General features: G+C 42.3%; 20 protein-coding genes. 1 reads left to right on the top strand and 19 read right to left on the bottom strand.

The annotated features are described in order from the left end of the window. Nucleotides 1-49: 49 nt before the first annotated feature. The 16 genes from Q0162_RS04340 to Q0162_RS04415 form a co-directional block, all read right to left on the bottom strand. Entirely contained in the window at nucleotides 50-1,438 is a 1,389-nt protein-coding gene (locus Q0162_RS04340; protein ID WP_297889664.1) for a leucine-rich repeat domain-containing protein, read from the bottom strand. 55 nt (nucleotides 1,439-1,493) lie between these two features. Continuing rightward, complete coding sequence (locus Q0162_RS04345; RefSeq protein ID WP_297889666.1) at nucleotides 1,494-2,402, bottom strand: hypothetical protein; 909 nt, start codon at nucleotides 2,400-2,402, stop codon at nucleotides 1,494-1,496. After that, entirely contained in the window at nucleotides 2,399-3,514 is a 1,116-nt protein-coding gene (locus Q0162_RS04350; protein WP_297889750.1) for a DUF4856 domain-containing protein, read from the bottom strand. The genes Q0162_RS04345 and Q0162_RS04350 overlap by 4 nt, the downstream gene beginning before the upstream one ends. A 4-nt stretch (nucleotides 3,515-3,518) precedes the next feature. Next, the gene (locus tag Q0162_RS04355; protein WP_297889669.1) at nucleotides 3,519-4,061 is read right to left on the bottom strand and encodes a hypothetical protein; all 543 of its coding nucleotides are present in this window, start codon (nucleotides 4,059-4,061) and stop codon (nucleotides 3,519-3,521) included. Between the two features lie 4 nt (nucleotides 4,062-4,065). After that, entirely contained in the window at nucleotides 4,066-5,046 is a 981-nt protein-coding gene (locus tag Q0162_RS04360; protein WP_297889672.1) for a DUF4302 domain-containing protein, read from the bottom strand. A 33-nt stretch (nucleotides 5,047-5,079) separates the two neighbouring features. Next, nucleotides 5,080-6,159: a putative zinc-binding metallopeptidase gene (locus tag Q0162_RS04365; protein WP_297889675.1), complete on the bottom strand. Its 1,080-nt coding sequence runs from the start codon at nucleotides 6,157-6,159 to the stop codon at nucleotides 5,080-5,082. Nucleotides 6,160-6,195: 36 nt separating this feature from the next. Further along, nucleotides 6,196-7,629 carry a RagB/SusD family nutrient uptake outer membrane protein gene (locus tag Q0162_RS04370; protein ID WP_297889677.1) on the bottom strand — a complete coding sequence of 478 codons (1,434 nt, stop codon included), beginning with the start codon at nucleotides 7,627-7,629 and terminating at the stop codon, nucleotides 6,196-6,198. Nucleotides 7,630-7,672: 43 nt separating this feature from the next. Beyond that, nucleotides 7,673-11,026 carry a SusC/RagA family TonB-linked outer membrane protein gene (locus tag Q0162_RS04375; protein ID WP_297889682.1) on the bottom strand — a complete coding sequence of 1,118 codons (3,354 nt, stop codon included), beginning with the start codon at nucleotides 11,024-11,026 and terminating at the stop codon, nucleotides 7,673-7,675. Between the two features lie 2 nt (nucleotides 11,027-11,028). Further along, nucleotides 11,029-13,341 (bottom strand): TonB-dependent receptor, encoded by a 2,313-nt coding sequence (locus Q0162_RS04380; protein ID WP_297889684.1) that lies wholly within the window; start codon nucleotides 13,339-13,341, stop codon nucleotides 11,029-11,031. A gap of 187 nt (nucleotides 13,342-13,528) precedes the next feature. Next, a complete protein-coding gene (locus Q0162_RS04385; protein WP_040361704.1) occupies nucleotides 13,529-14,443 on the bottom strand; it encodes a glutaminase in 915 nt (304 codons plus the stop codon). A gap of 41 nt (nucleotides 14,444-14,484) precedes the next feature. Continuing rightward, nucleotides 14,485-15,258, bottom strand: coding sequence for a DUF695 domain-containing protein (locus tag Q0162_RS04390; RefSeq protein ID WP_297889692.1), 774 nt, complete (start codon nucleotides 15,256-15,258; stop codon nucleotides 14,485-14,487). After that, a complete protein-coding gene (locus Q0162_RS04395) occupies nucleotides 15,248-16,120 on the bottom strand; it encodes a hypothetical protein (protein WP_297889695.1) in 873 nt (290 codons plus the stop codon). The genes Q0162_RS04390 and Q0162_RS04395 overlap by 11 nt, the downstream gene beginning before the upstream one ends. A gap of 14 nt (nucleotides 16,121-16,134) precedes the next feature. Continuing rightward, nucleotides 16,135-17,247, bottom strand: coding sequence for an SH3 domain-containing protein (locus Q0162_RS04400; protein WP_297889698.1), 1,113 nt, complete (start codon nucleotides 17,245-17,247; stop codon nucleotides 16,135-16,137). Nucleotides 17,248-17,270: 23 nt separating this feature from the next. Beyond that, entirely contained in the window at nucleotides 17,271-17,741 is a 471-nt protein-coding gene (locus tag Q0162_RS04405) for a DUF6714 family protein (RefSeq protein WP_297889702.1), read from the bottom strand. Between the two features lie 4 nt (nucleotides 17,742-17,745). Continuing rightward, nucleotides 17,746-18,909 carry a PDDEXK nuclease domain-containing protein gene (locus Q0162_RS04410; RefSeq protein ID WP_297889705.1) on the bottom strand — a complete coding sequence of 388 codons (1,164 nt, stop codon included), beginning with the start codon at nucleotides 18,907-18,909 and terminating at the stop codon, nucleotides 17,746-17,748. A gap of 140 nt (nucleotides 18,910-19,049) precedes the next feature. Continuing rightward, on the bottom strand, nucleotides 19,050-20,024 hold the full coding sequence (locus tag Q0162_RS04415; protein ID WP_297889708.1) for a M23 family metallopeptidase: 975 nt from the start codon (nucleotides 20,022-20,024) through the stop codon (nucleotides 19,050-19,052). A 143-nt stretch (nucleotides 20,025-20,167) separates the two neighbouring features. Here Q0162_RS04415 and Q0162_RS04420 point away from each other — a divergent pair, with 143 nt between their 5' ends. Next, nucleotides 20,168-20,410: a twin-arginine translocase TatA/TatE family subunit gene (locus tag Q0162_RS04420; protein WP_297889711.1), complete on the top strand. Its 243-nt coding sequence runs from the start codon at nucleotides 20,168-20,170 to the stop codon at nucleotides 20,408-20,410. Between the two features lie 56 nt (nucleotides 20,411-20,466). Here Q0162_RS04420 and Q0162_RS04425 read toward each other — a convergent pair whose 3' ends face one another. From Q0162_RS04425 to Q0162_RS04435, 3 genes are read right to left on the bottom strand one after another with little or no spacing between them, the layout of a single operon-like run. Then, nucleotides 20,467-21,450: an acyl transferase gene (locus Q0162_RS04425; RefSeq protein ID WP_297889717.1), complete on the bottom strand. Its 984-nt coding sequence runs from the start codon at nucleotides 21,448-21,450 to the stop codon at nucleotides 20,467-20,469. Nucleotides 21,451-21,460: 10 nt separating this feature from the next. After that, the gene (locus Q0162_RS04430) at nucleotides 21,461-21,994 is read right to left on the bottom strand and encodes a DnaJ domain-containing protein (protein WP_297889720.1); all 534 of its coding nucleotides are present in this window, start codon (nucleotides 21,992-21,994) and stop codon (nucleotides 21,461-21,463) included. Further along, on the bottom strand, nucleotides 21,991-22,398 hold the full coding sequence (locus Q0162_RS04435; protein WP_297889723.1) for a hypothetical protein: 408 nt from the start codon (nucleotides 22,396-22,398) through the stop codon (nucleotides 21,991-21,993). Before Q0162_RS04435 ends, Q0162_RS04430 begins: the two co-directional genes overlap by 4 nt. Nucleotides 22,399-22,540 lie beyond the last annotated feature (142 nt).

Raw genomic sequence — 22,540 nt, forward strand, 5'->3', positions numbered from 1 at the left:
AAAACGGAGCCGCAATCCTGCGGCTCCGTTTTTTATTTGATGAATTAGATTATTGTTCAAGCTCTTTGATTTCTTTGAATTTACTTTTCCAGTTTGGTAGTGCTTCATAGTCAGCCTTTTTCCCTTTAGGTACATAAAGCACTGCATCAGCATTGATACCATTGAAAGTGTTAGCTTGTACTGCAGGAGGAGTTGTAGCTAGCACAGTTACTTTTGCCAAATTTTTGCAGTTCATAAATGCCATAACTCCTATAGAAGTTAAGGTTTCAGGTAGGATAGCTTCTTTAATAGAAGATAAAGCAAAGGCCATTTTTTCTATTACTTGTATTTTTGCACCAGTAATAGAAGCGAGTTTTTTGGTTGATTGAAATGCACTTCTTTCTATTTTAGTTACGTTGTTAAAATCAACAGAGGTAATACCATCATTGCCAGAAAAAGCACTTGCTCCTACACTTGTTCCTGTAGCAGGCATTTTGATAGCTCCTTTAGCAGTAGCTCCTGCTTTGAGGGTTACTACACCGTCATTACTTACTTCAAAAATTTCTTCTTTAGCTTTTACTGTTACAGCGATAGCTATAGTTTTGTTTTGACTATCTTTTAGGGTGATAGTAGCCGTACCAGCAGCTAATCCTTTGATGAAGATAGCTTTATGAGGAGTATCTAAGTGATTGATACGAGTGCCGTCTTTTACTTCGGCTGTAGCTATAGTAGCTGCTGAAGAAGTAACAGTATAATCAGGGTTTCCGGTGTTGATACGGATTTCAGTAGTAGCCTCAGCTTCTACTTCGGTGTCAGTTTTAGCTACTGTCAGTTCAGCAGCGCTAACAATTACTTTGAAAGTAGTAGTTTGGCTGTCTGTATTATCCTTTACAATTACTTGTGCAGTACCTACAGTAAGGGCTTTTATGCGTAGGTTTTCACCCTCAGGGTTACCGGCTACTATGCGCTCTTCTACTGTAACGGTAACGCTACCTGCCGGAGTGATAGTAAAAGAAAGACGTGCGCCTTTGTCTTTTGCATTTAAGATTCTATTTACTTTATCTTCTCCGTTTATAAGAGTAACTTCCTGATTTTCTACAGAAAGTCTTTCACTAGGGTCAATGTTACTTTCTATAGTTACTGCTATGGTAGCTTTTTGTCCTTTAACATCAGCTACTGTTAAGGTAGTTTGTCCTTCAGCTATTGCTGTGATTTTCACGTTGTTTTGCTCAATTGCTGCTGTGGCAATGTTTTTATCGGCGCTCTCTACCTTATAACCGCCATTGCCCGCTGTGATGCGCACGATAGCGCTTTCAGTTTGCTTTACGGTTACTGCCGATTTCTCTAAGGTAAGTCGCTGAGGGGCTTGTTCGCCACCATTGTTGTCATCTTTTTTACAAGCTGTAAAAAGAAGGGCTATCAAGGCAAGCCCTAAGGTTAAAAATCTGAGGTTTTTCATAAAAAATATATATAAAATTAAAATTAGACTCTATGGGTTAGTTTTTTGTCAATTATCAATTGTAATAGGGCACTACTATTTTTAGGGTTTTACCGCGCAAAACTACTTCTTGGGTAGCGGTACGCACTTCTTCTACATAAAATTTAAGGTTTTCGCGAGTAGCTACTCCTCCTAACTTCTTGTATTCGATAAGCAAATTGATATAAGTGCCCGCTACCGGATGCTCAATAGGCGGAATTTTGTAATACCAATTGTTAAGCGCATTGACATTAGCGCGCCCCGAAAAGAAAGTGCCTGTGGTAGGGTCTTTAACAATACGTGCTGGGTTAATAGCTTGGCTAAGTGAGCGACTGGTGTTCTGGTATACGCCCAACTGATTGAGAAAGCCTTTTTCATCTATACAACGCACTTTCACTTTCAGCTCTTTTGGGGCGAGTCCTGCCGAGGTAGCGGTGAGGGTGGCTACCCCTTCGGCTTTGCCTCTTATCTCTACAATTCCATTACTACCATTCCAAGTAACTTTCATCACCTCATCGGGGTCGGTAGTGGTGAGGCTCACAATATCGCCGCCTCCTAAGCGTATGGTTTTATTGATATCGGTAGGGGCAAGGGTTACTTCATCAGCTGAAAAACTGAGTTCGTTAGGACGGACGCTAATCTCCAAGCGCGCGGTTTGGTCGTGTGAATGAATGATTGCATAAGTAGTTCCTTGTTCTTGAAAACTCTTTATCTTCAGGGTATCCTGACTGATAGAAGCACTTGCCAAACGACTGTTAGCAACATTCACTGTGTACTTGTGGTTGCCCCCTGAGAGCAATATATCGTGCTGACTTTGGGGGTAGAGTGTGAGCTGAGTGAGCGAGCTGTTCTCGGTGCCTATTTTGATAGGCTCGGAGGTATCTGTTTTGTCTTCGCAGGCGCATAGCACTATGGCAAAGAGACATAAAAGTATATTTTTTGTCATAACTGGTAACGTTCAGCGATTTGTTGTGTGATATTTTTAAGTGACCCTACAATTTCGGCAGGGGCTAACAATCGGGATTTATTCCAAAGTCCGGTGCCTGCTACGAGTTGGTTTTGGAGGGCTTTTACTTCGTCGTAAGTGAAATAAAGACTGCCATCGGGTTTGCGAGTGAATTGCAATGCGTATAGGAATCCATAGCCTTGCGACAAGTATTTGAAAGCCTGCTTAGGCGATTCGCTGTAATTGGCAAGGGTATTTGCCCCCGTAAGGGTATGAATGGTGCGAATAGCCATCACTTTGGAAAGTTCTTTGCGAATGATGTACATTTGTTCATATAAGGCTTCATAGCGATAGCGCCCTAACTCTATGCGTCCTTGTACAAAAGCATTGCGAATTTTGCGTTCGGCGCCTGCCAAAGCAGCTACTCCATCGGATTGGGTGAGCGATTGCAGATGCAGGAAGTAGCCATAAGCCAAATCCCAATGATGTTCGAGTTGGGTGTAGTTCTCACCAGCGGGCAAGACTACGTTTTGGTGTTCACGGCGCAGGGTAGCATCGGAGAAAAAACGCTCATCCAAGTGGTACAAGAGGATTTTATCTAAATAGAGAGCTCCGTTTATAGTGTATATGAACACTTGTGCAGGCGCAATGCCTTTTTCGTCTACATACACGCGATCGGCATCGCCTATTCTACGACCTGCATCACCAGAAACGCCTTGCTGGGCTTCGCGCAGCGGAATGCTTTTGGCTACGAGAAAGAGATTTTTCACATCTTCTCTCACTTGGGCAGTAGCAGCCAAAGGTGAGGAGGCTACTTCGTCAGCGGGTTTTACGTAGGAAGTCCCCTCGTTGTAGTAACGCAGAATTTCGTCGTAAGTAAAATTAGAAATAGCACCGTTGAGCAAACGCCTTTCGATAATCTCCAAAGGCTCGCGCAACAAGCTCACGCTGTGTTCATCAACGCTTGACTGCCCATTGCGGCTGAAAGTGTAGGGGATATCGGCTTGCGGACGCAAGATATTAGCAGTTTCCACAGTCTCACCTTCGCCTTTTTGGCAAGCTATGGCAATCAACAGCAGTGAAAAATATGATAGTATGTATTTCATTTTCATCATCTTAAGGCAATACTATATATTCGCAATAAGGGGTTATATTATCGGTACCATCGGTGTTTTGGGCGGCGATGTACTGTAAGGTAGGCACATTCACCACTCCTTGGGTATCTACCGCAGTGAGCTGGGCACTCACGCGCGATTCTCTTTCTCCCCCTCCATACACACCGAGATACAGCGGATACCCTGAAGGGAGGGTAAAGGTAAGCGTTTGTGCCGTAGTGGTGGCACTGAGTACCACGCGCTCTTTATTGGCATTTACATAACACACATAATAGCGTGGGTCACGAACATTGCCTTCTCCTCGCTGACATTGATAAGTGAGGGTTACCGTATACTCACGTGCTTCTTGGGGGGCATCAATACTTGGGTATACAAAATGTTCGATATCACATTGTTTATGCACAAGGTCTTCGTAGTTAATCATAGGTTTTTCTATTCCTTTGAAAGGAAATAGCTTTTGGTAATCCTCTGGAGTAGGATCTTCTTCTTTGCTATTGCAGGCTATGAGCAGCAAAAGCGCAATGATACTGTTTATATATTTCATTTTATCAATTTTCAAATATTTCAGCAGTGTAGCCAGTGGCAATTCCTTTGCTATCACGATGATGGGCTACAAAGCGGTTGCCTTCTCTTACAAAGTCGTAGAATATAATCGACTTGTTGTAGCGCAAGCCTGCTCTAAAGGTGAGTCCGCTTTCAGTGCCTACATAGCCTGAGCCTATAAACTGACTTTTATACCTGCCTGTGGAGGGGTCTTCCTGCGGATTAGTACGGTATTCAAATACGTAATACCTATTGGCAACAAATCCCTCTAAGAAAGGCGTGTTAAGCCCAAAATTATTGCCTTTTAGGTATACATCACTTTGGTAGTAGATTTTACTACCCCGCTTGATAACTATTTGAGGGTTTTGCATCTGCTCGAAAAAGAGTCGGTTGTTATAGGCTTTTTGTAAGAACTGTTGTTGATCTCTGGCTGTTTTGAGTTTTTCAAACACAATGTACTCGCGGGCAGGGTCGGCATACGAGGCTGTTTTGAAGACCATATTCTGCAAGGTGTCTTTACCTACATACAGCCAATCGGCAGCCGCGCGAAAGCGGTTGTTTACTAATTGGTGAACGTAGTTATAGGTAGTGAACGAGAGCTGTAACTGCGCCTCTTGGCTAAGGGTGTATTCACTTGTTTTGACGGTTTGCAGCGTTTCGCTATGGGTATCGGCTTGTATAGCTACTGTATTGTCTTTGTGAAAAGTCATCAGGAAATAGAAGCCACCAAAACCTTGATTTAAGAGTTTTTCTACATAGCGCGAATCACTTCGTTTTTCAGCTTTGGTGGGGGTAGCAAACAGCAATGAATCGGTGCGGGGGAAGTAGAGCACTTTCCAACCGTAGGGTGCTTCGGTAAGTTCTTTTTGCAAGGCAATGCGCTGCTGAAGCATTCGCTCTGAGGGCGATTGCTCAAAAGCATTCTGTTCTTTATGGCAAGATGCCAAAAGAAGCGCAATAAATGCTGTTGTTAAAAGATATTTCATATATGATTCATTTATTTTATAGACTCTTCACTTTTACCTATTATTAAAACGGTTGAGGCGTTGAAGGCTTAAGAGCTGTAAACGTTTCAGACTGAACCCTACTTTTTTGTTGAAATAATCGGCGATGAAAGCTTCTTTTTTCAGTAGGTTATTATACGATAGGGCTGCGCGTTGTACTTCTTCATCACTGCTATCTATAGGGGTCTTAGCAATATTTTTGGCTATCTCTATCTGGGTATTGAGATTGGTGAGGGGAACGCTTATCATCTCGGCAAAGTCGTTTTCAGCTGAAAGCATTGCTTGAAAGGTGATAAATCCGTAGTGATTGGGCGTGCTTTGGGTAAAATTACAATAGTAGCATTCCTCATCTATACCTGCTTGGGTGTGTGCATTTTGGCATTGGGTAAGCGATGCAAAATACTGAAAAGGCAAAGCGCTGGTACAGATATTCCTATCCCGCTTTTTGGGGTAATACTGCAAGGCATAAAGGGCAGTATCATCATTAGGGAAGCCGTACAGCTGTTTGTTTGAGCTCGCGCGATAATCCTTCTGACTGATATTCAAAAACGCCTGACGGTCGTAAGGGTATATCTCATCGCCTAATAAGCGAGCGAATTGGTGATGCACGATGCGCATTAGCACATATACTTTATTCTTGTCGCGTGGGTCGAAATTATTGATGTTATACAAATGAAATTCACGCCCTACCGCACTGCTATTGATGAGCTCTTGTCCGTTGCCATCAATATTTTTACCGCCGTAGAGGTATATTTTTAAAGGGGCTTTTCCTTTCCAGAAATTAGTTCCTCCTAAAGAGGGCTCACTATAGAGTTCGAGCCATAGGTATTTGATCGTCTCGAGTACTGGTTTTACTTTGCTTACTTCGGGTGGATAGGTATAGGTACCTTTAGGGGCAGTGTTTTTGTCCCAACGGTATTCCACAGCAATGCCATAAGGCAAGGTGATATTGGTTTCTATCCACTTGTCTAAATCGGTATAGGCTTGCTGAGCGGTTTCGGTATCTACAACGCTTTGGGTAGAGAGTTTTTCACTCTGACAGCTCACTATAAGGATTAATATCGTAATGAGTGTTATTTTTAAAAGGCTTTTCATATAAGTTTTATTTATTGCTTGTCGTGCTACGACCACTTACCTCGGGTTTGCAGGCAAACCGCGGTTGATGGCTTCTATGGGGAGTTGTATTACTTTGCGCAAATCCTCTTTTTGTAGGGGTTCAGTGGTGCGATTTACGGGGGTGTAAAAACGCCTGATGTCTAACCAACGCATTCCCTCGTGCATAAATTCCCATTGACGCAGAAAAGCGATATTCTTGATTGCTCCTAACTGACGAATGCTAAGCCCATAGAAAGGCGAGTAGTTGCGATAATCGTCATCGGTAGAGGCGATGAGGTCTTCCACGGTGATATTGCGAGGATTATCGAACTTTATTTTCTGAAATTCGCGATATTCTAAGAGTAGTTGATTGTAGTTTTTGAGCATTGCGTAGGCTTCCATACGGTTGAGCATCACCTCATCGGTAGTAAGCAGTACATTCGATACGTACAAATCAGTAGGTTTACTACCAGTGCTACCAAAGAGCGACAACTCATCAAACTTGGCGATATACATCCCATTGTACACGGGAGTAGGCGAGGTCGCTGGCGTGTAATAGGCAGCGTTATTGTTCATCAGTTGGGTAGTAAAGCCGTACTTAGCTGTTGGGAGCTCTCTTGCCCAACGCGATTGCACAGTGGTGATGAGCAGGTTAGCTTCTTCCTCAGGCTGGGTATAACGCTGATAGAGATACGGGCGGTTGTTGAAAGCATACACATCGTAATAGTCCTTTTTCCAGTGGCGCAACTGTGCTTTAGGTTGCGTAAGTACATAGTTAGCATAGTCTATCACGGTTTGCCATTCACCTTTAAACAGATAGAAACGCGAGGCAAAAGCATAAGCAGCACGCTTGTTGAAATGAAACTTAGGTTTGGCGTAATAGGCATCACTCACTAAGGTAATTCCTAATTTTAGGTCTTCTTCTATCTTCTGATAGACCTCATACACAGTGCCTCTATTGTATTCTACCAAAGCGTTTTTCTCGGGCGTAGTGAGGTAAGGAATCCCCATATCGTTTTTAGAGGCTTCGCCTTTGTAGGGTTCTGCCCAAATATTCACGAGCATAAAGTGCAGGTAAGCCCTGAGCAAGAAAGCCTCGCCATAAAGCGCTTTTACGCGTTCGGTTTTGGGATAGCGCGCTAATAACTCTAAGGCTTTATTAGCTTGTGCAATGCCTCGGTAACAACTATTCCAATAGAACAAAGGTGCATCAAGGTCTTCTTGATCTTCATCTTCCCAGCGGTACATTGCTTCGTTCAAACGGGTATGCACACCATTTTCGCGTTCGGCTACATTGTCGGTGCGGGTTTCGAGGAAAGGAAAATAGCTCGCATCGGGGTAAGCCCCCGTAAGGAGTTCAGCTATTTTTTCTTCCGAATCGAGGGGAACATTTAGAGAGGCATCGGGGTCTTTGTCTAAATAGTTGCAACTTAGCAATAACAAAGAAAATATGTAAATTAAATGTTTCATTCAGTTTTAAACTATTAATTTTCAATTGTTAATTGTTAATTCATTAAAATCCTATTTGGAATGACAAGGTATATTGTTTGGGGGTAGGTAATGACACACCGCCAGACTTGTAATACTCAGGATCTTGACCGTTGAGTTTGCTATCGGAATAAATAAGGAATGGATTAGTAGCTTGCGCTCGTACCGTAAGGCTGCTCATACCATAGCGTTCCAAAGCCTTTTTAGGTACACGGTAGCCCAATGATATACTCTTCATACGCACAAAGCTACCATCGGCAACGCGGTTTTGAGAATAGTTGTACGTATTATAAGCGCGCTCTATATTCTCCTTGCCAATGAGCTCCATAAGGCTCTGTGAAGGCAATGAGGGCACCTCGGTACGGAGTTCGTCGTAAGGGTGCAACCAGCGGTTGTAGTACTCTTTAGAAAAGACATTCAAATCGCCGAAAGTAGGATCGAAAGTAGGGTTCAAACGGATTTTGTTGCCCGCTTGAGCCGAGATAAAGAAAGAGGCTTCCCAATTTTTATAGGTAAAAGTATTAGAGAGTCCTGCAATCACATTGGGTTCTACCGAGCCGTGATAGATAAGGTAGGATTTTGAGTACTGTGTATCGAGAAAATCAGCGCCTACTACATTGGCATTTGCGCGATTGTTGAGCGGATAGAGTCCGAAATCGAAAGTAGGCAAACCTTGGTGGTTCACTCCTTGATAGTTGAACGAAAACAATGATCCTTTAGGGTAGCCCACAATATTGCCGCGCCCTGTACCCGATACCATATCAAAAGTGTTAGGGGTGTTGAGCAAACGAGTAATCTTTTGGTTCATATAGCTGAACGAGATAGTAGTTGTCCATTGGAAATCTTGCTGCTGTATGTTTTTGGTATTCAGAGATAACTCTATGCCGCGGGTGCGCATATCGCCAAAATTGGCGTACTTATAGTATTCACCGCCTATGCCAGAGGTGCGAATCAAGTCAATAAGGTCGAATGAATTGCGCTGATAAACATCTACCGACATACTGATGCGATTGTTGAAAAATCCTGCATCGACACCGAGATTCAGCTCATACATCTTCTCCCAAGTCAGGTCGCGGTTTTCTAAGTGCAGCAAACGCAAGGCGTTCTCTCTATCGCTAAAGCGGTAGCGGTTTTGCACATAGTTTTGGAATACACTATAAGAATTGATTGCTTGCTCGTTCATTTTGGCAGTAAGCCCATAGCTGGCTCTCAGGGCAAGGGTACTGATGTTTTTGCTGTTGAAAAAATCTTCGCGGTCTATATTCCACTTCGCACCCACATTCCACGTAGGCAACCAGCGAGAGCGCGTACCACGACCAGCGGTATTAGACCCTTCGTAGTTCAGTACGGCATTGGCGATATACTTACCTTTATAGCCATACGTACCACTGGCAGAAAAGGTGATGCCACGGTCGTACTTCTCGGTAAGTGCGAAATAGTTGTTGCCCTCGTTGAGGAGTTTTTGAAAGATAAGCGGATTGGTAAATACTTGATTGCCGCGATCATACTGAATGCCGTAGCCTTGGAAAGGCGTAACGGTGCGGTCGGCATAGCGAATTTCGGCAAAACCAAAGGCTTTGAGGTCGTGGTGCTCGTGCAAGGTGCGGTGGTAATCAACCGCCAAGCGCCCCATATAGCTTTTGAGAGAGGTTTCCGTTTTATTGAAAATACCCCCATTGGTGAGCGCTATTTGTGGAGGCGCTAAAGGATTGTCCTTATTTTTGAGCAAATAGATATTATCATTGGCTACCTGAGGGGTTTCATTGGCGCGAAACGCCTTGATAACATTAGAATTTTCGGTGATATAGTGCGATGATTGTGTTTGTGCTTGACGCGCGGATACTAAGGCAGTAACTTCTAAATGCGGATTGACCTTGTAAGAGGCTTCAGCTTGTATTTTGAAGTCAAGTACATCAATTTTCATATAGTTGTTGCGATATTCCTCCAAAATATTGAAAGGCGCCCAATTGTTGCGGTAGTACTCTAAATTACCCTGTGCATCTTTAGGTCGCAAGGTGCGCGACGTACCTAAAGCATACGAAAAAGGATTGATGTCAAAATCGCGTTCGAAAGCACCTACAGCTGTGTTTTTACGCTGTGCAAAAGTGCCAGGGGCTTTCTGACTGCGTAAATTCCCTACGGCAGTAAAGGTAGCTTTTAGTTGGTCGTTGATATAAAAAGTATTTTTGAGGTTGGCAGTGATACGCTTCACATTATCGGTAATCGTCCAGCCACTGTCGTGATAATAACCTAAAGAAGCATAACTCGTACTGTTTTTGCCCCCACCGCTGAAAGTAATGGTGTGGCTGCGTATGGGGTTGATAGAAAAAAGATGTTTGAACCAATCGGTATTGGCGTATTCGCGTTCTCTCATAAAGGCAGCTTGAGCTGCTGGTGTATTAGGGTAGTAGTAATTGCCGGTATTAGGGTTGATGGTACTCACTCCCTTATACCACTGGTAGTAAATGCCACTGCGCCTGCCATAAAGGGTGTTTTGCAAATTGAAATAGCCTTTGCTGTTCATCTCTTGCAAGAGTGACATCGTTTCTTGCGAGTTCAGCAAGTCAAAATCTTTATACGACGGAATGGTGCGAAAACTCTGTTCGTAGCTATACGTAATGCGGTTAGGCGTATCACGTTTGCCCGATTTGGTTGTAATAACAATCACCCCATTGAGGGCGCGCGCTCCGTACATTGAGGTAGCCGATGCATCTTTCAGCACTTGTATATCCTCTATATCAGTAGCGTTGAGTCCGGCAATAGCCGAGCTCACTAAGGTAACCGCATCACCAGAAACCAATTGGTCAAGACTGAGGGACACCAAATCTTCATAAATCGCCCCATCGATTACCCAAAGCGGCTGTACATTTCCTATGATAGAAGCCCCCCCGCGAATATTGATGCGCGGCGCCGAGCCAAAAGAGCCCGTTACATTTTGGATAGAAAGTCCAGCCACACGCCCTTCGAGCATACGTGATATATCGGCAACGCCTTCCATTTTGATATTGTCCATCTTCACCGAAGCAGCTGCCCCTGTAAATACGCGGTTTTGTATTTTCTGGTAGCCCGTGAGTACTACTCCCTCTAAGGCTTGGGCTTCTTCTTGGAGTATGATTTGCAGGCTCTCCCCTTTGATTTTGAAGCGTTGGGTTTTCATTCCCACATAACTCACTTCAAGGGTTTGCCCTACTTGCGCTTTGATGCTGAAATGCCCCTCCATATCGGTACTGGTGCCTATATGTGATTCTTTCACCACTATCGTCGCACCCAACAGCGGAGTGCCATTGGTTTCTTTCACCGTTCCTTTGAGGGTAAAGGTTTGAGCGCTAGCAGATAGGCTTACGAGGAGAAAAAGAAATATGTATGACAGTTTGTTCATCGTTAATTTACTTTGTAAATGATGCCACCAAAAATACCCAAAGGATGCCCTGGACGCAATCCTGAAGGGTGACGGGATACCAAATAAGTGCGATTGGTAAGGTTGATAGCGTTTAGGGTGAGGGTAAAACGGCGAGCGAAATGCGCTTTAGCAGCAACATCAATAATGGTATAGGCAGGGATTTTATGACGTTCGGCAATAAGTCCTTGCCCTGGTTCAGTGCGCACAGCACCATTATAGCGAATACCTATATTCAGTTCGTATTTTTTGTACTCGGCTCCTATACTCAAGTTGAGGCTATGGCGATTGATATAAGGTATTTCGTCACCTGCAATCACTCGCCCCCAAGAGTTGCTCTCGAAAGAGTTTTTCATCTCGGTATCGGTGAAGGTGTAGGAGAGTTGTAAGGGGGTTTTTATAGGAGATTCCTCAGGAAATGGCTGATATTGTGCGATGAACTCAGCTCCTTTCACGACAGCTTCCCCCACGTTGAACTGTTCGAGGGTACCTGTACCGCCCATAGCTGCAAGGTCGCTGCCCAACATATTGCTGTAGTTATTGTAAAAACCTATCACTTCAGTTTTTAGCTGTTTGTAATTCACACGCAAGCCCGCTTCAAAGTTGATACTGCTTTCGGGTTTTTGGTTTTCGGTGAGTAGGGTGATGTTACCATTTCTGTCCATCACACGCTTTTCTTTACTCACCCCTGGGGGTGAAAAGCCCTTGTGTACACCAGCAAAAGCAGACAGCCCATCGGTGAGGTTGTAGTGTAGCCCCAAACTGGGTATTACGGCATTAGCTACATTGGTGGTTTCTATGCGTTTTTGCCCTGTACGGCGGGTATCGGCAGTAGTATAATCTTTTTCTAACAATTCTATATGTTCAAAGCGCAAGCCCGCAGTTACAGTGAGCTGTTTGTAAGTCAGTTTAGAAAGCCAATAAGCCGCTAAGGCATTGGCACGGGTTATCTTATTCGCCTGACTGCCCTGCAGACCTTTCCAAAGGAGTTGCATTTGCTGGTTTTTCATTGCATAGATATCGTCCCACTGGTTGCGGTCTTCTTCATCAGTGTGGTAACGCAACCCCCACTCATTGTCTAAATAACAATTGCCCCATATCGCTTTGTATTCTGCTTTGGTTTGCACGCCACGAGAGAAATAGTTGCGGTAGTTGGCACGCACAAATAGCCCAGGGTTGTCCTTCAAGCGTTCGTAATCGTTGTAGAACACGCGACTATCGGTTTTACCTGAAAGTATATCAAAATAAGGAGCATTAGTTTCGGGATCGGAGAGAATTTGCCCAATGGTGCGTTTTTCGTTGGCTGAAGTGCCGTATTTCACCGATTCAAGTTTGTACCAATTGCGGAAGAAGGTATTGTAATAGAAGTGAGTAGTAAATTTTAGTCGGTTAGAAAACTGAAGAAGGTAAGTACCCACCCACTGGGTGTGGCGGGTTGTGAGGTGGTCTTTTTGAGAGCCTACATAGCGCAGGAAAGGCGTTCGGGCAAAATCGGATTGGGTGAGACCCACGTAAGTTTCGTTAGAATCTTCGTCGGCATAGCCCGCTTTGAGTTCAAAAGAGTGGTTAGCCCCTTCGGTTTTAGCAGTATTCACTTTGAATTTAGCAATCAAATCATTGCGTTTGAAGCCTGCATTTTGTTTGTTTTCAAAATGTTTGAAGCCATCGGACTGGTAGCGGAGATATTCCACCATATAGCCGAAGTGTTTTTTACTGTCGCCTGCGTTGATGTGCGTTTTAAGGGTGTTGTTAGTTCCACTGGAAGCACTTAGCTTGGCTGAAAATTTGGTTGGGATAGCCGTGGATACCATATTGATAGCCCCACCAGTAGTGAACGGACCGTATTGCACTTGGCTACTGCCTTTCACCACCTCCACCGCTTGCATACGAGCCGCATTAGGGAAATAGTAAGCCGCAGGGGCTGCATAAGGAGCAGGAGCCGCCAAAATACCGTCCTCCATCAGGGTGATTTTCTCACTTCGCTCTGCTTTAGTACCTCGCAAACTGATGTTAGGTCGCAAGCCATAACCATCTTCTTCGTACACATTCACCCCAGGAACAGCTTTGAGCATACGGTTGATATCAGTATAGCCCATTTTTTGAATTTCTTGAGGAGAGATGTAATACGCTGAGCCCGTACGGTTGCGCGCCTGAAACTTGCTACCTAATATTTGCTGAGCCGATACCGTTACTTCGTCTAATTTTTGAATGGTATCTTTCTGTTGTTCATTTTGTTGAGCAAAAGCAAAAGAGGTAGGTAACCAAGATAAAAGTATAAAAACACCCAATGTTTTCATATAGGAATCTTAAAATCGGGCGCAAAAGTAGGTATTATTTATAAATAAAACAAATAAGGACTGGAAATTACGAGTTACGAATTACGAGTTACGAAAAAACGGTGAATTATAAGTGCTTTATTTTATAAGGGCGTTTGCAAAAAGTTTTATTTTATAGGGGCGTTTGCAAAACGCCCCTACAGTGTAACTAAAAAATAGAGGTATGCGTTTGGGCGGTAAACATTTCTAAGAACTTCATTCCTCTATACGAATTGCCTTTGTCGTTGAGTTTGGGACTCCATACCGCTATGCTGTAATGATTAGGCAATAGGGCAACAATCCCCCCTCCTACACCACTCTTCCCTGGTAACCCTACTTTAAAAGCAAACTCTCCGGACTCGTCATAAAATCCGCAAGTTTGCATTATGGCGTTTACGCGCTTAGTGCAGGTTTCGGTAAGGATTTGTACGCGGTCGTGCATACGGATACCGTCGTTAGCAAGAAATGAGAAGATATACGCCATCGATTTGCAAGTGAGTTCCAAAGAACAGAGTTTGAAATAGAAGTTGAGCACCTCAATAGGGTCGTTTTCGATATTCCCGAGCGACTTGATGTAATAACACAAGGCAAAATTGCGATACCCTACTGATTTTTCGGATTCGGCTACTAAAATAGAATAGTTGATGCTATCGTCGTTAGCCAATTCGCGTACAAAAGTGAGGAAATCGGCTTCGGCATCTTCTAAAATAGAGAGCAAAATATCACACACTACTATCGCCCCTGCGTTGATGAGCGGATTACGCGGAATACCATTATCGGCTTCTAACTGGACGAGAGAGTTGAACGAAGTACCCGACGGTTCTACATCTACGCGTTTCCACAATTGGTCGCCTATGATGCTATACGCCAAAGAGAGGGCGAGCACCTTAGCAATACTCTGCGCTGAAAACTTTACATCGCAATCGCCTATGCCATAGGATTGTTTGTTGAGGCTATAGAAATAGACCCCAAACTGTTCGGGGTTTACTTGTGCTAATTCGGGAATGTAGGTAGGGACGGTACCAGCATTTTCGCCCTTTAATACTTCCTCATAAACGGCATCGATTATTTTTGAATATTTCATTTTTTAATTAACAATTGACAATTAATAATTAACCATACTTCTTATTGTACGTTTACACAGCCCCAGCCGTCGTACTCACCTTCAAAAGGAGAGGCGAGTTCTAACAAATTCCATACAATATCATCGATATCCAATGGACTGTCTTCACGAGAGGCTTGAACTGTATAAGGATGCGTATAGTTTTCTGCTTTGCGTTCTTCTACTGTTTTCTCATCGCTAAGAAGTACTTTAAAACCTTTGGCTTCAACTTCTTTGGCAAAAGCCTGTTGCTGAGCAGCTTCTTTGAAGTAGATAAAATGGTCGATTTCGCGAGGCACCTCCATTTTATCGCCATTCTTTTCGAGTTGCATTAGCACTTTGCGGTTTTGCATCGTTTGGTAAGAAAACTCATCGGGGTAGAGAAAACCGAAATAATCTTCCCACTCGGGGTCTTCGGCTATATTATACCCCGACTGATAGCCCTCAAAAGCTTGTAATGCTTCTTCACAAGTTTTTGCCAAAGCCTCAGCATTTTGGGTATAAAACCAGAGTTCTAAAAACCCTTCGGATTTCACCACCCCAGCCGATACAGCCCCTGTAGCTTCGGCTTTTTCACCTATAGCATCCTCTATATCACAGAGGATAGGATATTCTTCATTAGAAGAAAGTCCGTCGGGTCTGGGGTTTTGCATTTTGATATAGAACTGCAAGCGTTGTGTGAGTCCTTCGAGAGGAGCGACCTCAATCAAGGCTAAATTAGTGCGTATAGAGGCAGGAGCGCCTTCGATTCGGCACATAAAGAAATCCCAATTTTGGGGAAGATTTTTATTGTTCATAATATTCGTATTTTATTGTTTTTATGTTATGTAAATCGCGACTGCCTGTTAAGGTTGTTTTCTTTATGGGGTTGTGGTGCTTATCGTATTCATACTCATAGATTTCTTCACTTTGTTCTTCCCCATCTGAAAAAATTTTTTTTGAGATTTCATCCTTGTTTTCATTGTAGGTAAAAACAATTTTAGTAGCCACTTTATCAATATTAAATTCTATTTCTATCAGATTATTTTGGTTGTCACACTTATAGTTAATTACTTTAGCTACGGACTTCCCTTTTGGATACGTAGTTGTCTCTACCATATCGTAATACTTGTCATTATAAGAAAATGTTGTTTGTGAGGTTAAAGAATCTTCTTTGCTAATAGGAATGGTGTTCATTTTGGAGAATCTTCCTTTTTCATCATAAGAATAAAGATTTTTAAAAGCGTATAGGTCGTTTATATACTCATCACTTTGAATTAGTTTACCTACTTCGTTATATTTATAATGAATAGTTTTTCTATTTAAAGGAGCGCCTTCATCAGAAAGAGTTACTTCAGTTTCAGTAATGAGGTTATGCTGAGTGTCATAAACATAATCTGTTGTTGTAACCTCCTTTTGAATACCATCATCCGTTTTTATTTGCTCAATATACCCATCTGTATTAAAGGAAATAGTTGTGGAAATAGTTGAAGAACCCTCATATCCGTATGGCATGAAATGAGGCATCATTTGCTTGACAGTTTCTAGCTTTTTAACTTTGCCGTGGAGATTCATCCCTTCCCAGTTTTTTTCGGGTAAGGTAGTGAATCTTTTTTGTCCGTTGCAAGCCAATAGGCAAAGAGCAAAGGCTAATAATGTAGTAAGCGTTTTGTAATTCATATAAGTTTGATTTATTATTTAATACTAATACAGATATACTGACCTCGTGGGTTATAGTGCCCTTTCTGATCCCAACGAACAGAGACATTAATTACTTTGGCATAGAGATTCCCGTCGCTTCCCATAAAGACTTGTTCTCTATCCTTTTCATCTAATACTAATGCCCACTGAGTAAAAGTGGTTGAAAATACTTGCTTTATTTTATTTATTCCTTCAATACTATAAAGTGAAAAGTCTGCAACTCCTTCATAGACATTGTCTAATAGAGTCATAAAATATTGTCTATCAGGAGTGATATAAGGATAAGCAGCTAAAGTAAGCTTTTTACCTGTGGTTTTGTCAATCAAGGTATAATCCCAATCTTCATAGTATGTAGTACTGATAAGATATTGATTTAGAAAGGGTATTTCCCCCATATAGGTATGTTCTATTCTATTGTCATCGTACTTAGGTGCAAGGCTATCAATATAAGTAACATATTTGTTTTTACACTCCTGACAAGGAAGGTGCAGTTTCCCTTTTACTTTTTTGATAGTATTGGTAGTATCTATAAAATCAACGGCATTGGCTTTTTGAGCGAGATATTCGTCTTTAGTCACAAAACGAATGTTTATTTTCTTGAGCGGTTTCTTGTCTTCAGTAGTAATCAGCTCTTTATAGTTGAGTTTTATTTGGCTAATATCGCCCGTTTGTTCTCTCTTTATAAAGAGTTTTTCCCATTGCCACAAGATAATCTCCTCACCATCGCGTTTGTACTTCCTTTGGGTGCGCTGTTTTATGCCATACCAAGAGTTAAGTTCTTGAACTACCTCTACTTTTTCAGCATAAGGCAATTTGCCAAGACGTGCGCTTTTGTCGTCGGCTTCCTCATAAAAATCAATACTATCGCGGGTGGTTACATAAACTTCTTTAATGGTAGGTGCATTATAATCAATAGGGTTGCCTATTCTTTTGCCCTCAGAGTGTGTTTCCTCAACTGAATCCTTCTTTTCTGTATAAACCACATCAGTGGTGTCGATTACCTCCTCTCGGGCAGGAGAGGATGAGAAATATCGGCAGCTGCTAAATAAACAACTGATGAGTAAAATTGATAATAACCGTGTATGTAAGTAATTGTTATAAGACATTCATCTTCAATATTTATTATATTTTATTCCTCCCAAAACAGTAAAAGAGCTTCTTCGATAGCGGTGGTATCGTCTGCAGTGGTATGATGACTGGGGTCAGCGAGTATCCAGCGCAGGTATTGAGCGACTGTTTGTTTTTGCTGAGCGTTTAGCAATGAGAATTGTTGCTCTTTGTACCGGTCTAAATGGATGAATGTATAGACAAGGTCAAAACGGAACAGCCCTTGTAAGTCGGCAATAAGGAAAGCGGGCAGGTGAAATCGCATTCCTTCGGGGTCGAAATAGCAGAGGGCTACATAATATTGGTTGAGAAGCTCTATAGGTATCTTGTACCAATGAGTTTGCTCATCTTGCTTGCGACAGCGGGCGTGTTCTTCAGCTGGGGCATAATCGTCCATCGCATTGCCCTCGCTGAGCCCTATGCCGTTGCCCAAGGTAACGCCAGAAAAGGCTTGCTGTATGGTGTGAATGAGGTGTTGTGGGTTGCTCATCATAGATTTATTTATCAGTAGGCTGATTTGACAATACTTTACGCAATTCTTCTATATTGGGTAATACACGCTGAAACTGTTCAGGCATTTCGGCAGTGGTGGTATAGCGAGCTACACCCATTGGTTTATGATAGTCTTGAATGACATATTCTACAAAATCTTTATTAAAGTCTTTACAAAGAATGATACCAATAGTAGGATTTTCGTGTGGTTTCTTTACTGTATCATCTAAAATCCGTAAATAGGCGGTGAGTTGTCCCAAATAAGAGGGTTTAAAATCTCCTTTTTTGAGTTCTACACACACCAAACAGTTAAGTTCGCGGTTGAAGAAGAGCAAATCGGGATATTGTTCAACCTCAAACACTTCCAAATGGTATTGATTACCTACAAAAGTAAAGTCCTTACCAAAAGTCATAATAAAATTCTTCACATTGTGGATAATCTGTTGTTCTACTACCCGTTCGTCTATATCAGCGAGGTCGCGTTCTCCTATTTCTTCTACATTGATAAAATCGAGCAAGTACTCATCTTTGAACATTTCAACTGCTTTACGCGCTAAATTCTTAGAAGGAAGCGTTTGGGAGAAATTATTGGGGATAGGTTGAACATTATAAATATCTGTTGCAAGAGCACGTTTTAAAGAAATCACAGAAGCTTTATTTTCAATCGCCCAACGAATATAATACAGACGTTGCTTACTATCTTTTACTTCTTTTAAAATCTCAAGATGATGAGTAAAAGGTAGTGATAGAAAAGAAGAGGCAGAAAGCGTATCAAAATGTGGAGATAATACATTTTGCAATTTGGAAATCGTGATTTCCAAATTAGTATCTAACTTATTTCCAACAACTTGTAATTCGGCAGTTGCAACTGCCGAATTGATATCTAACTCCTGCCACGCCTCATAAAAGGCACGCATATTTTTGATATTGCGTTCGCTAAAACCTCTAAGTCCTGGTAGCTCTTTATGGAGCTGTTCGGAAATAGCTTTTATAGCTCCTGTACCCCATACCCCTTTGCGGGTATTTTGAGAGACATAGTGCCCTACGCCGTAATACAAAGAGAGTTGTACGGCATTTACTTGCTTAGCAGCTGTATATTGACTGCTGAGAATAGCTTCTTTTATCTGCTCAGTAGCAGTGGTATAAGAGGTTTTTAGAGTATTCATCATAATGATTTGCTGATTTTCTCATTTGCTGATCATTTTGGACTATTTTTTAGAGGTTGTTGTTTAGAGGTAACAATATCAGACAAGTCAGACTCGTCTGATGAGTCTGATACCTGAAACCTGACCCCCCTGAAACCTAACCCCTAATCAAGCGATTGGTTTTCTTGGGTAGAGACGTGTAGCATATCGGCGTATTCGCTGGGGGTGAGGTTGCCATAGTAGAAGTGAATAGGGTTGATATGTTCGCCGTTTTTGATAACCTCGTAGTGCAAGTGAGGTGCTTCGGAGCGACCAGTGCTTCCCACTTTACCGATGAGGTCGCCGCGCTTCACGTGCTGACCGGCACGCACGTTGTAGGCAGAAAGGTGTCCGTAGAGGGTTACATAGCCATAACCGTGGTCGATGCGGATGTGGTTACCATAGCCTGAGGCATTGCTATCGGCACGGACTACCACGCCATCGCCAGCAGCATATACAGGAGTGCCTTGGGGTGCAGCGAAGTCCATACCATAGTGGAACTTACGGGCTTTGGTGAAGGGGTCGGTGCGCCAACCGTAACCGGAAGCCATATGTTTTAAATCCTTGTTGTTGATAGGCTGAATAGCAGGAATAGAAGCGAGGAATTTTTCTTTAGCCTTAGAGAGTTTGGTAATCTCATCGAGCGATTTGGATTGTACAACCAACTGCTTGCGCAATACATCTAAACGTTCATTGGTGCTGGCAATCAGCTTGGAGTTGCCGAATTTTTCCAAATCTTTATAGCGATTAGGATTTTTAAGGCTCTTGCGGATACTATCGGGGATGACAGGAGCGTTGAAGTAAAGGCGGTACATATTGTTGTCGCGCTCTTGGATATCGGCGAGGACATCCTCTACTAATTCCATTTTTTTATTGAGGATTTGGTAGTTGGTTTCGTAGGTTTTAATCTCGCGTGCGAGTACTACCTCGCGAGGGGTGAAGAACAAACGCGAGTTAATCATTATAAAAGAGAATAAAATCCCGAAGAGAGCTGCTGCCGTGAGGAATATCAGGGCGTTACGCACCTTTGTGCGCTTGCGATTGCGGATGCGCTTATACGAGAGCGTCTCGGGGTCATAATAATATTTTACTTTTTTCATACGGGCAAAAGTATAAAAAAAATATGAAATTTGCTATTTTATGACGAAAAAAAATGTAATTTTGCAGTGAGTTAGGTGTCAGGCATCAGGTGTTAGACATCAGGTAATTGTTAATTGTCAATTGTTAATTATTAATTGAATTTATGGGTATTTCAGAGATTATATTTATACTTTTTATGGTTTTAATACTTTTTGGGGCTGATAAGCTCCCAGAGGTTGCGCGTGGTTTGGGCAAAACAATGCGCCAATTGCGCGATGCTACTGATGAGATTAAAACTGAAATTCATCATCATATCAATCACACGGAAATAGACACTACTATCGTAGAAGACACCCAAAAAGAGATTGAAGAACTGAAAGATTCAATGAAAAAATTGGAAAATTAGCTGATTTTGCCGATTTGTCAATGAGTAGGGAGGAAACTTTACTTAAAAAGCACTTTTCACTCTTCACTTTTCTCGCTCATCACTAACAAATTGCACCCTCTGATATCGGCGTTGTCGAAGCGCCCTAATACTTCAAAAGTACCATTGGGGTATAGCTTTCCTAAATCTTGAGTAGCGATAAAGCTACACGACTCTCTATTAGCCAAATCAATGATATTAATTCCGCCGGTTTTGCCGGTAGGCAAATAGCTCAGCGCATCATTGGTATCACGTATAAGCACTTTGAGCCAAGGTACGCACTTATAAATCCCCTTGCCTGCAGAATAGGCTTGTGAAAGGAGTTCAGTCATTCCGTATTCGGAGTGAATCATTTCGACACCAAAGCCTTGGCAGAGCATAGCGTGCAACTCTTCTCGCACGAGTTCTTTACGCCGACCTTTCATTCCGCCAGTTTCCATTACAATCGTATTTTTTAAGGAGAAAGTATGCTTTTCAACAAGATCGAGTAAGGCAAACGATACCCCTATAAGTAGCACTTTTTTACCCGAAGCATCGAGGGTTTGCAAACGCTCGGCTAAGAGGTCGTATTCATTGAGATAGAAACCGCTATACTCACTACCTGAGCGCTCAATAAGGTCGGCTACCATAGTGATGAGCGAAGAGCCCGTACGCTCTAAATACGAGGGGAGGAGAGCTAATACTACATAATCGCGGATATCGCCATAGAAGTATGCAAATCCTTTGCGAAAGCTCTCTTCGTAAATAGAGAGGTCTTTCACATAATGCTGAGAAGTTTGTGCGCCTGTGGTGCCACTGCTGGTGAAGATTTGCTGATGAGGCGCGTTGCCACAATACACTTTATACGTTTTGAAGCATTCAATAGGCAAAAAAGGGATATGCTCGAGGGCAGTTACTTTTTCGGGAGTGCGTTGTAATAGGGTACAAAAGCGGTGGTATACCTCGTTATTTTCGTATTGATAGCGAAAAGTATCCAAGGCAGTAGCCGTAAAATCCGTTTCGTTGTGTATGTTAATTGTCAATTGTTAATTGTTAATTGAGGAACATCATTGCCACAACAACTCCTGCAATAAAGAGCAACAGCGCTATAAAGGTTACCCAATTGATATATTTTTTGCGAGGAGTAGCAAGAAAACTATCGTATTCCTTGCGAGCTTGCAAGGTGATATCGCGTTTTTTGAAATACATATCCACCAAGGTATGTAAATCTTTAATTTCCTCGGGGCGAGGTTGTTCGGGTTGTTGGGCTTGTTCTGTTTGGGGTTGTTGTTGCCCATTATTATTAGAAGATTTATCCGATTTTTTATTAGCTGCCGATTTTTTAGCGTCTTTTTTATTATAGCTTTTTTGGCGCGCCAGTTGGGCATCGTATTCCTTGCGCTTCTCAGCATCCGAGAGCACATCGTAAGCCTCTTGTATATCTTTAAATTTCTCTACATAGGCAGGATCTCCCTTGTGTTTATCGGGGTGATTAGCTTTAGCGAGTTTGCGGTAGGCGATGCGAATTTCTTCGGTGGGAGCTTCGGTGGTGAGTCCCAGCACTTCGTAGTAATCTTTCATTGTCATAGTCCTGCTTTTTGAGTAGAGTTATCGTTGGTTTCCCATCCTATGAGTCGACCATTTTGGAAGCTGAGCACTACCGATTTGTAGCGCCAGCGTTCGGTAGTAATGCCATGGAATACTACAGGTTGCACATTCAAAGGGCGACCTATAGCCATCTTCACGAGATAATCAGGCATATTTTCTTTATAGACACCTTTTTCAACACTGTTTACAGCTGCTTCACCAAAAGTTTTTCCGATGAGTTCCATAATAACTTCTTTGGTTCGCTTTTCGTCTACAAGGGCATTATGCCATTTTTCGCGCAGTTCCTCTATCTTTTTTTCGCGATTTAGATTTGCAACTCCCTGCGTAATAAGTAGATAAAGAAGAACTAGCACACCTAAAGAAAGGAGTACATAATATATCATCACAACTATTTTTATAATCCGTTACTATTGAGGCGGCAAAAGTATAATTTTTTTAGTAAATAACAAAAAATAGTGTTAGTTATTCTATATTTAACCCTTCTCTTTACTTTTCTTGTTTGCCATAAAGCCCGCACTAAATTTT

This window comes from uncultured Capnocytophaga sp. (genome assembly GCF_937936315.1).
Lineage (GTDB): Bacteria > Bacteroidota > Bacteroidia > Flavobacteriales > Flavobacteriaceae > Capnocytophaga.

Bases quoted from the DNA above. Each gene is read 5' to 3' on its own strand.
- Q0162_RS04340 (WP_297889664.1), bottom strand. From the start codon at position 1,438: ATGAAAAACCTCAGATTTTTAACCTTAGGGCTTGCCTTGATAGCCCTT.
- Q0162_RS04345 (WP_297889666.1), bottom strand. From the start codon at position 2,402: ATGACAAAAAATATACTTTTATGTCTCTTTGCCATAGTGCTATGCGCC.
- Q0162_RS04350 (WP_297889750.1), bottom strand. From the start codon at position 3,514: ATGAAAATGAAATACATACTATCATATTTTTCACTGCTGTTGATTGCC.
- Q0162_RS04355 (WP_297889669.1), bottom strand. From the start codon at position 4,061: ATGAAATATATAAACAGTATCATTGCGCTTTTGCTGCTCATAGCCTGC.
- Q0162_RS04360 (WP_297889672.1), bottom strand. From the start codon at position 5,046: ATGAAATATCTTTTAACAACAGCATTTATTGCGCTTCTTTTGGCATCT.
- Q0162_RS04365 (WP_297889675.1), bottom strand. From the start codon at position 6,159: ATGAAAAGCCTTTTAAAAATAACACTCATTACGATATTAATCCTTATA.
- Q0162_RS04370 (WP_297889677.1), bottom strand. From the start codon at position 7,629: ATGAAACATTTAATTTACATATTTTCTTTGTTATTGCTAAGTTGCAAC.
- Q0162_RS04375 (WP_297889682.1), bottom strand. From the start codon at position 11,026: ATGAACAAACTGTCATACATATTTCTTTTTCTCCTCGTAAGCCTATCT.
- Q0162_RS04380 (WP_297889684.1), bottom strand. From the start codon at position 13,341: ATGAAAACATTGGGTGTTTTTATACTTTTATCTTGGTTACCTACCTCT.
- Q0162_RS04385 (WP_040361704.1), bottom strand. From the start codon at position 14,443: ATGAAATATTCAAAAATAATCGATGCCGTTTATGAGGAAGTATTAAAG.
- Q0162_RS04390 (WP_297889692.1), bottom strand. From the start codon at position 15,258: ATGAACAATAAAAATCTTCCCCAAAATTGGGATTTCTTTATGTGCCGA.
- Q0162_RS04395 (WP_297889695.1), bottom strand. From the start codon at position 16,120: ATGAATTACAAAACGCTTACTACATTATTAGCCTTTGCTCTTTGCCTA.
- Q0162_RS04400 (WP_297889698.1), bottom strand. From the start codon at position 17,247: ATGTCTTATAACAATTACTTACATACACGGTTATTATCAATTTTACTC.
- Q0162_RS04405 (WP_297889702.1), bottom strand. From the start codon at position 17,741: ATGATGAGCAACCCACAACACCTCATTCACACCATACAGCAAGCCTTT.
- Q0162_RS04410 (WP_297889705.1), bottom strand. From the start codon at position 18,909: ATGATGAATACTCTAAAAACCTCTTATACCACTGCTACTGAGCAGATA.
- Q0162_RS04415 (WP_297889708.1), bottom strand. From the start codon at position 20,024: ATGAAAAAAGTAAAATATTATTATGACCCCGAGACGCTCTCGTATAAG.
- Q0162_RS04420 (WP_297889711.1), top strand. From the start codon at position 20,168: ATGGGTATTTCAGAGATTATATTTATACTTTTTATGGTTTTAATACTT.
- Q0162_RS04430 (WP_297889720.1), bottom strand. From the start codon at position 21,994: ATGACAATGAAAGATTACTACGAAGTGCTGGGACTCACCACCGAAGCT.
- Q0162_RS04435 (WP_297889723.1), bottom strand. From the start codon at position 22,398: ATGATATATTATGTACTCCTTTCTTTAGGTGTGCTAGTTCTTCTTTAT.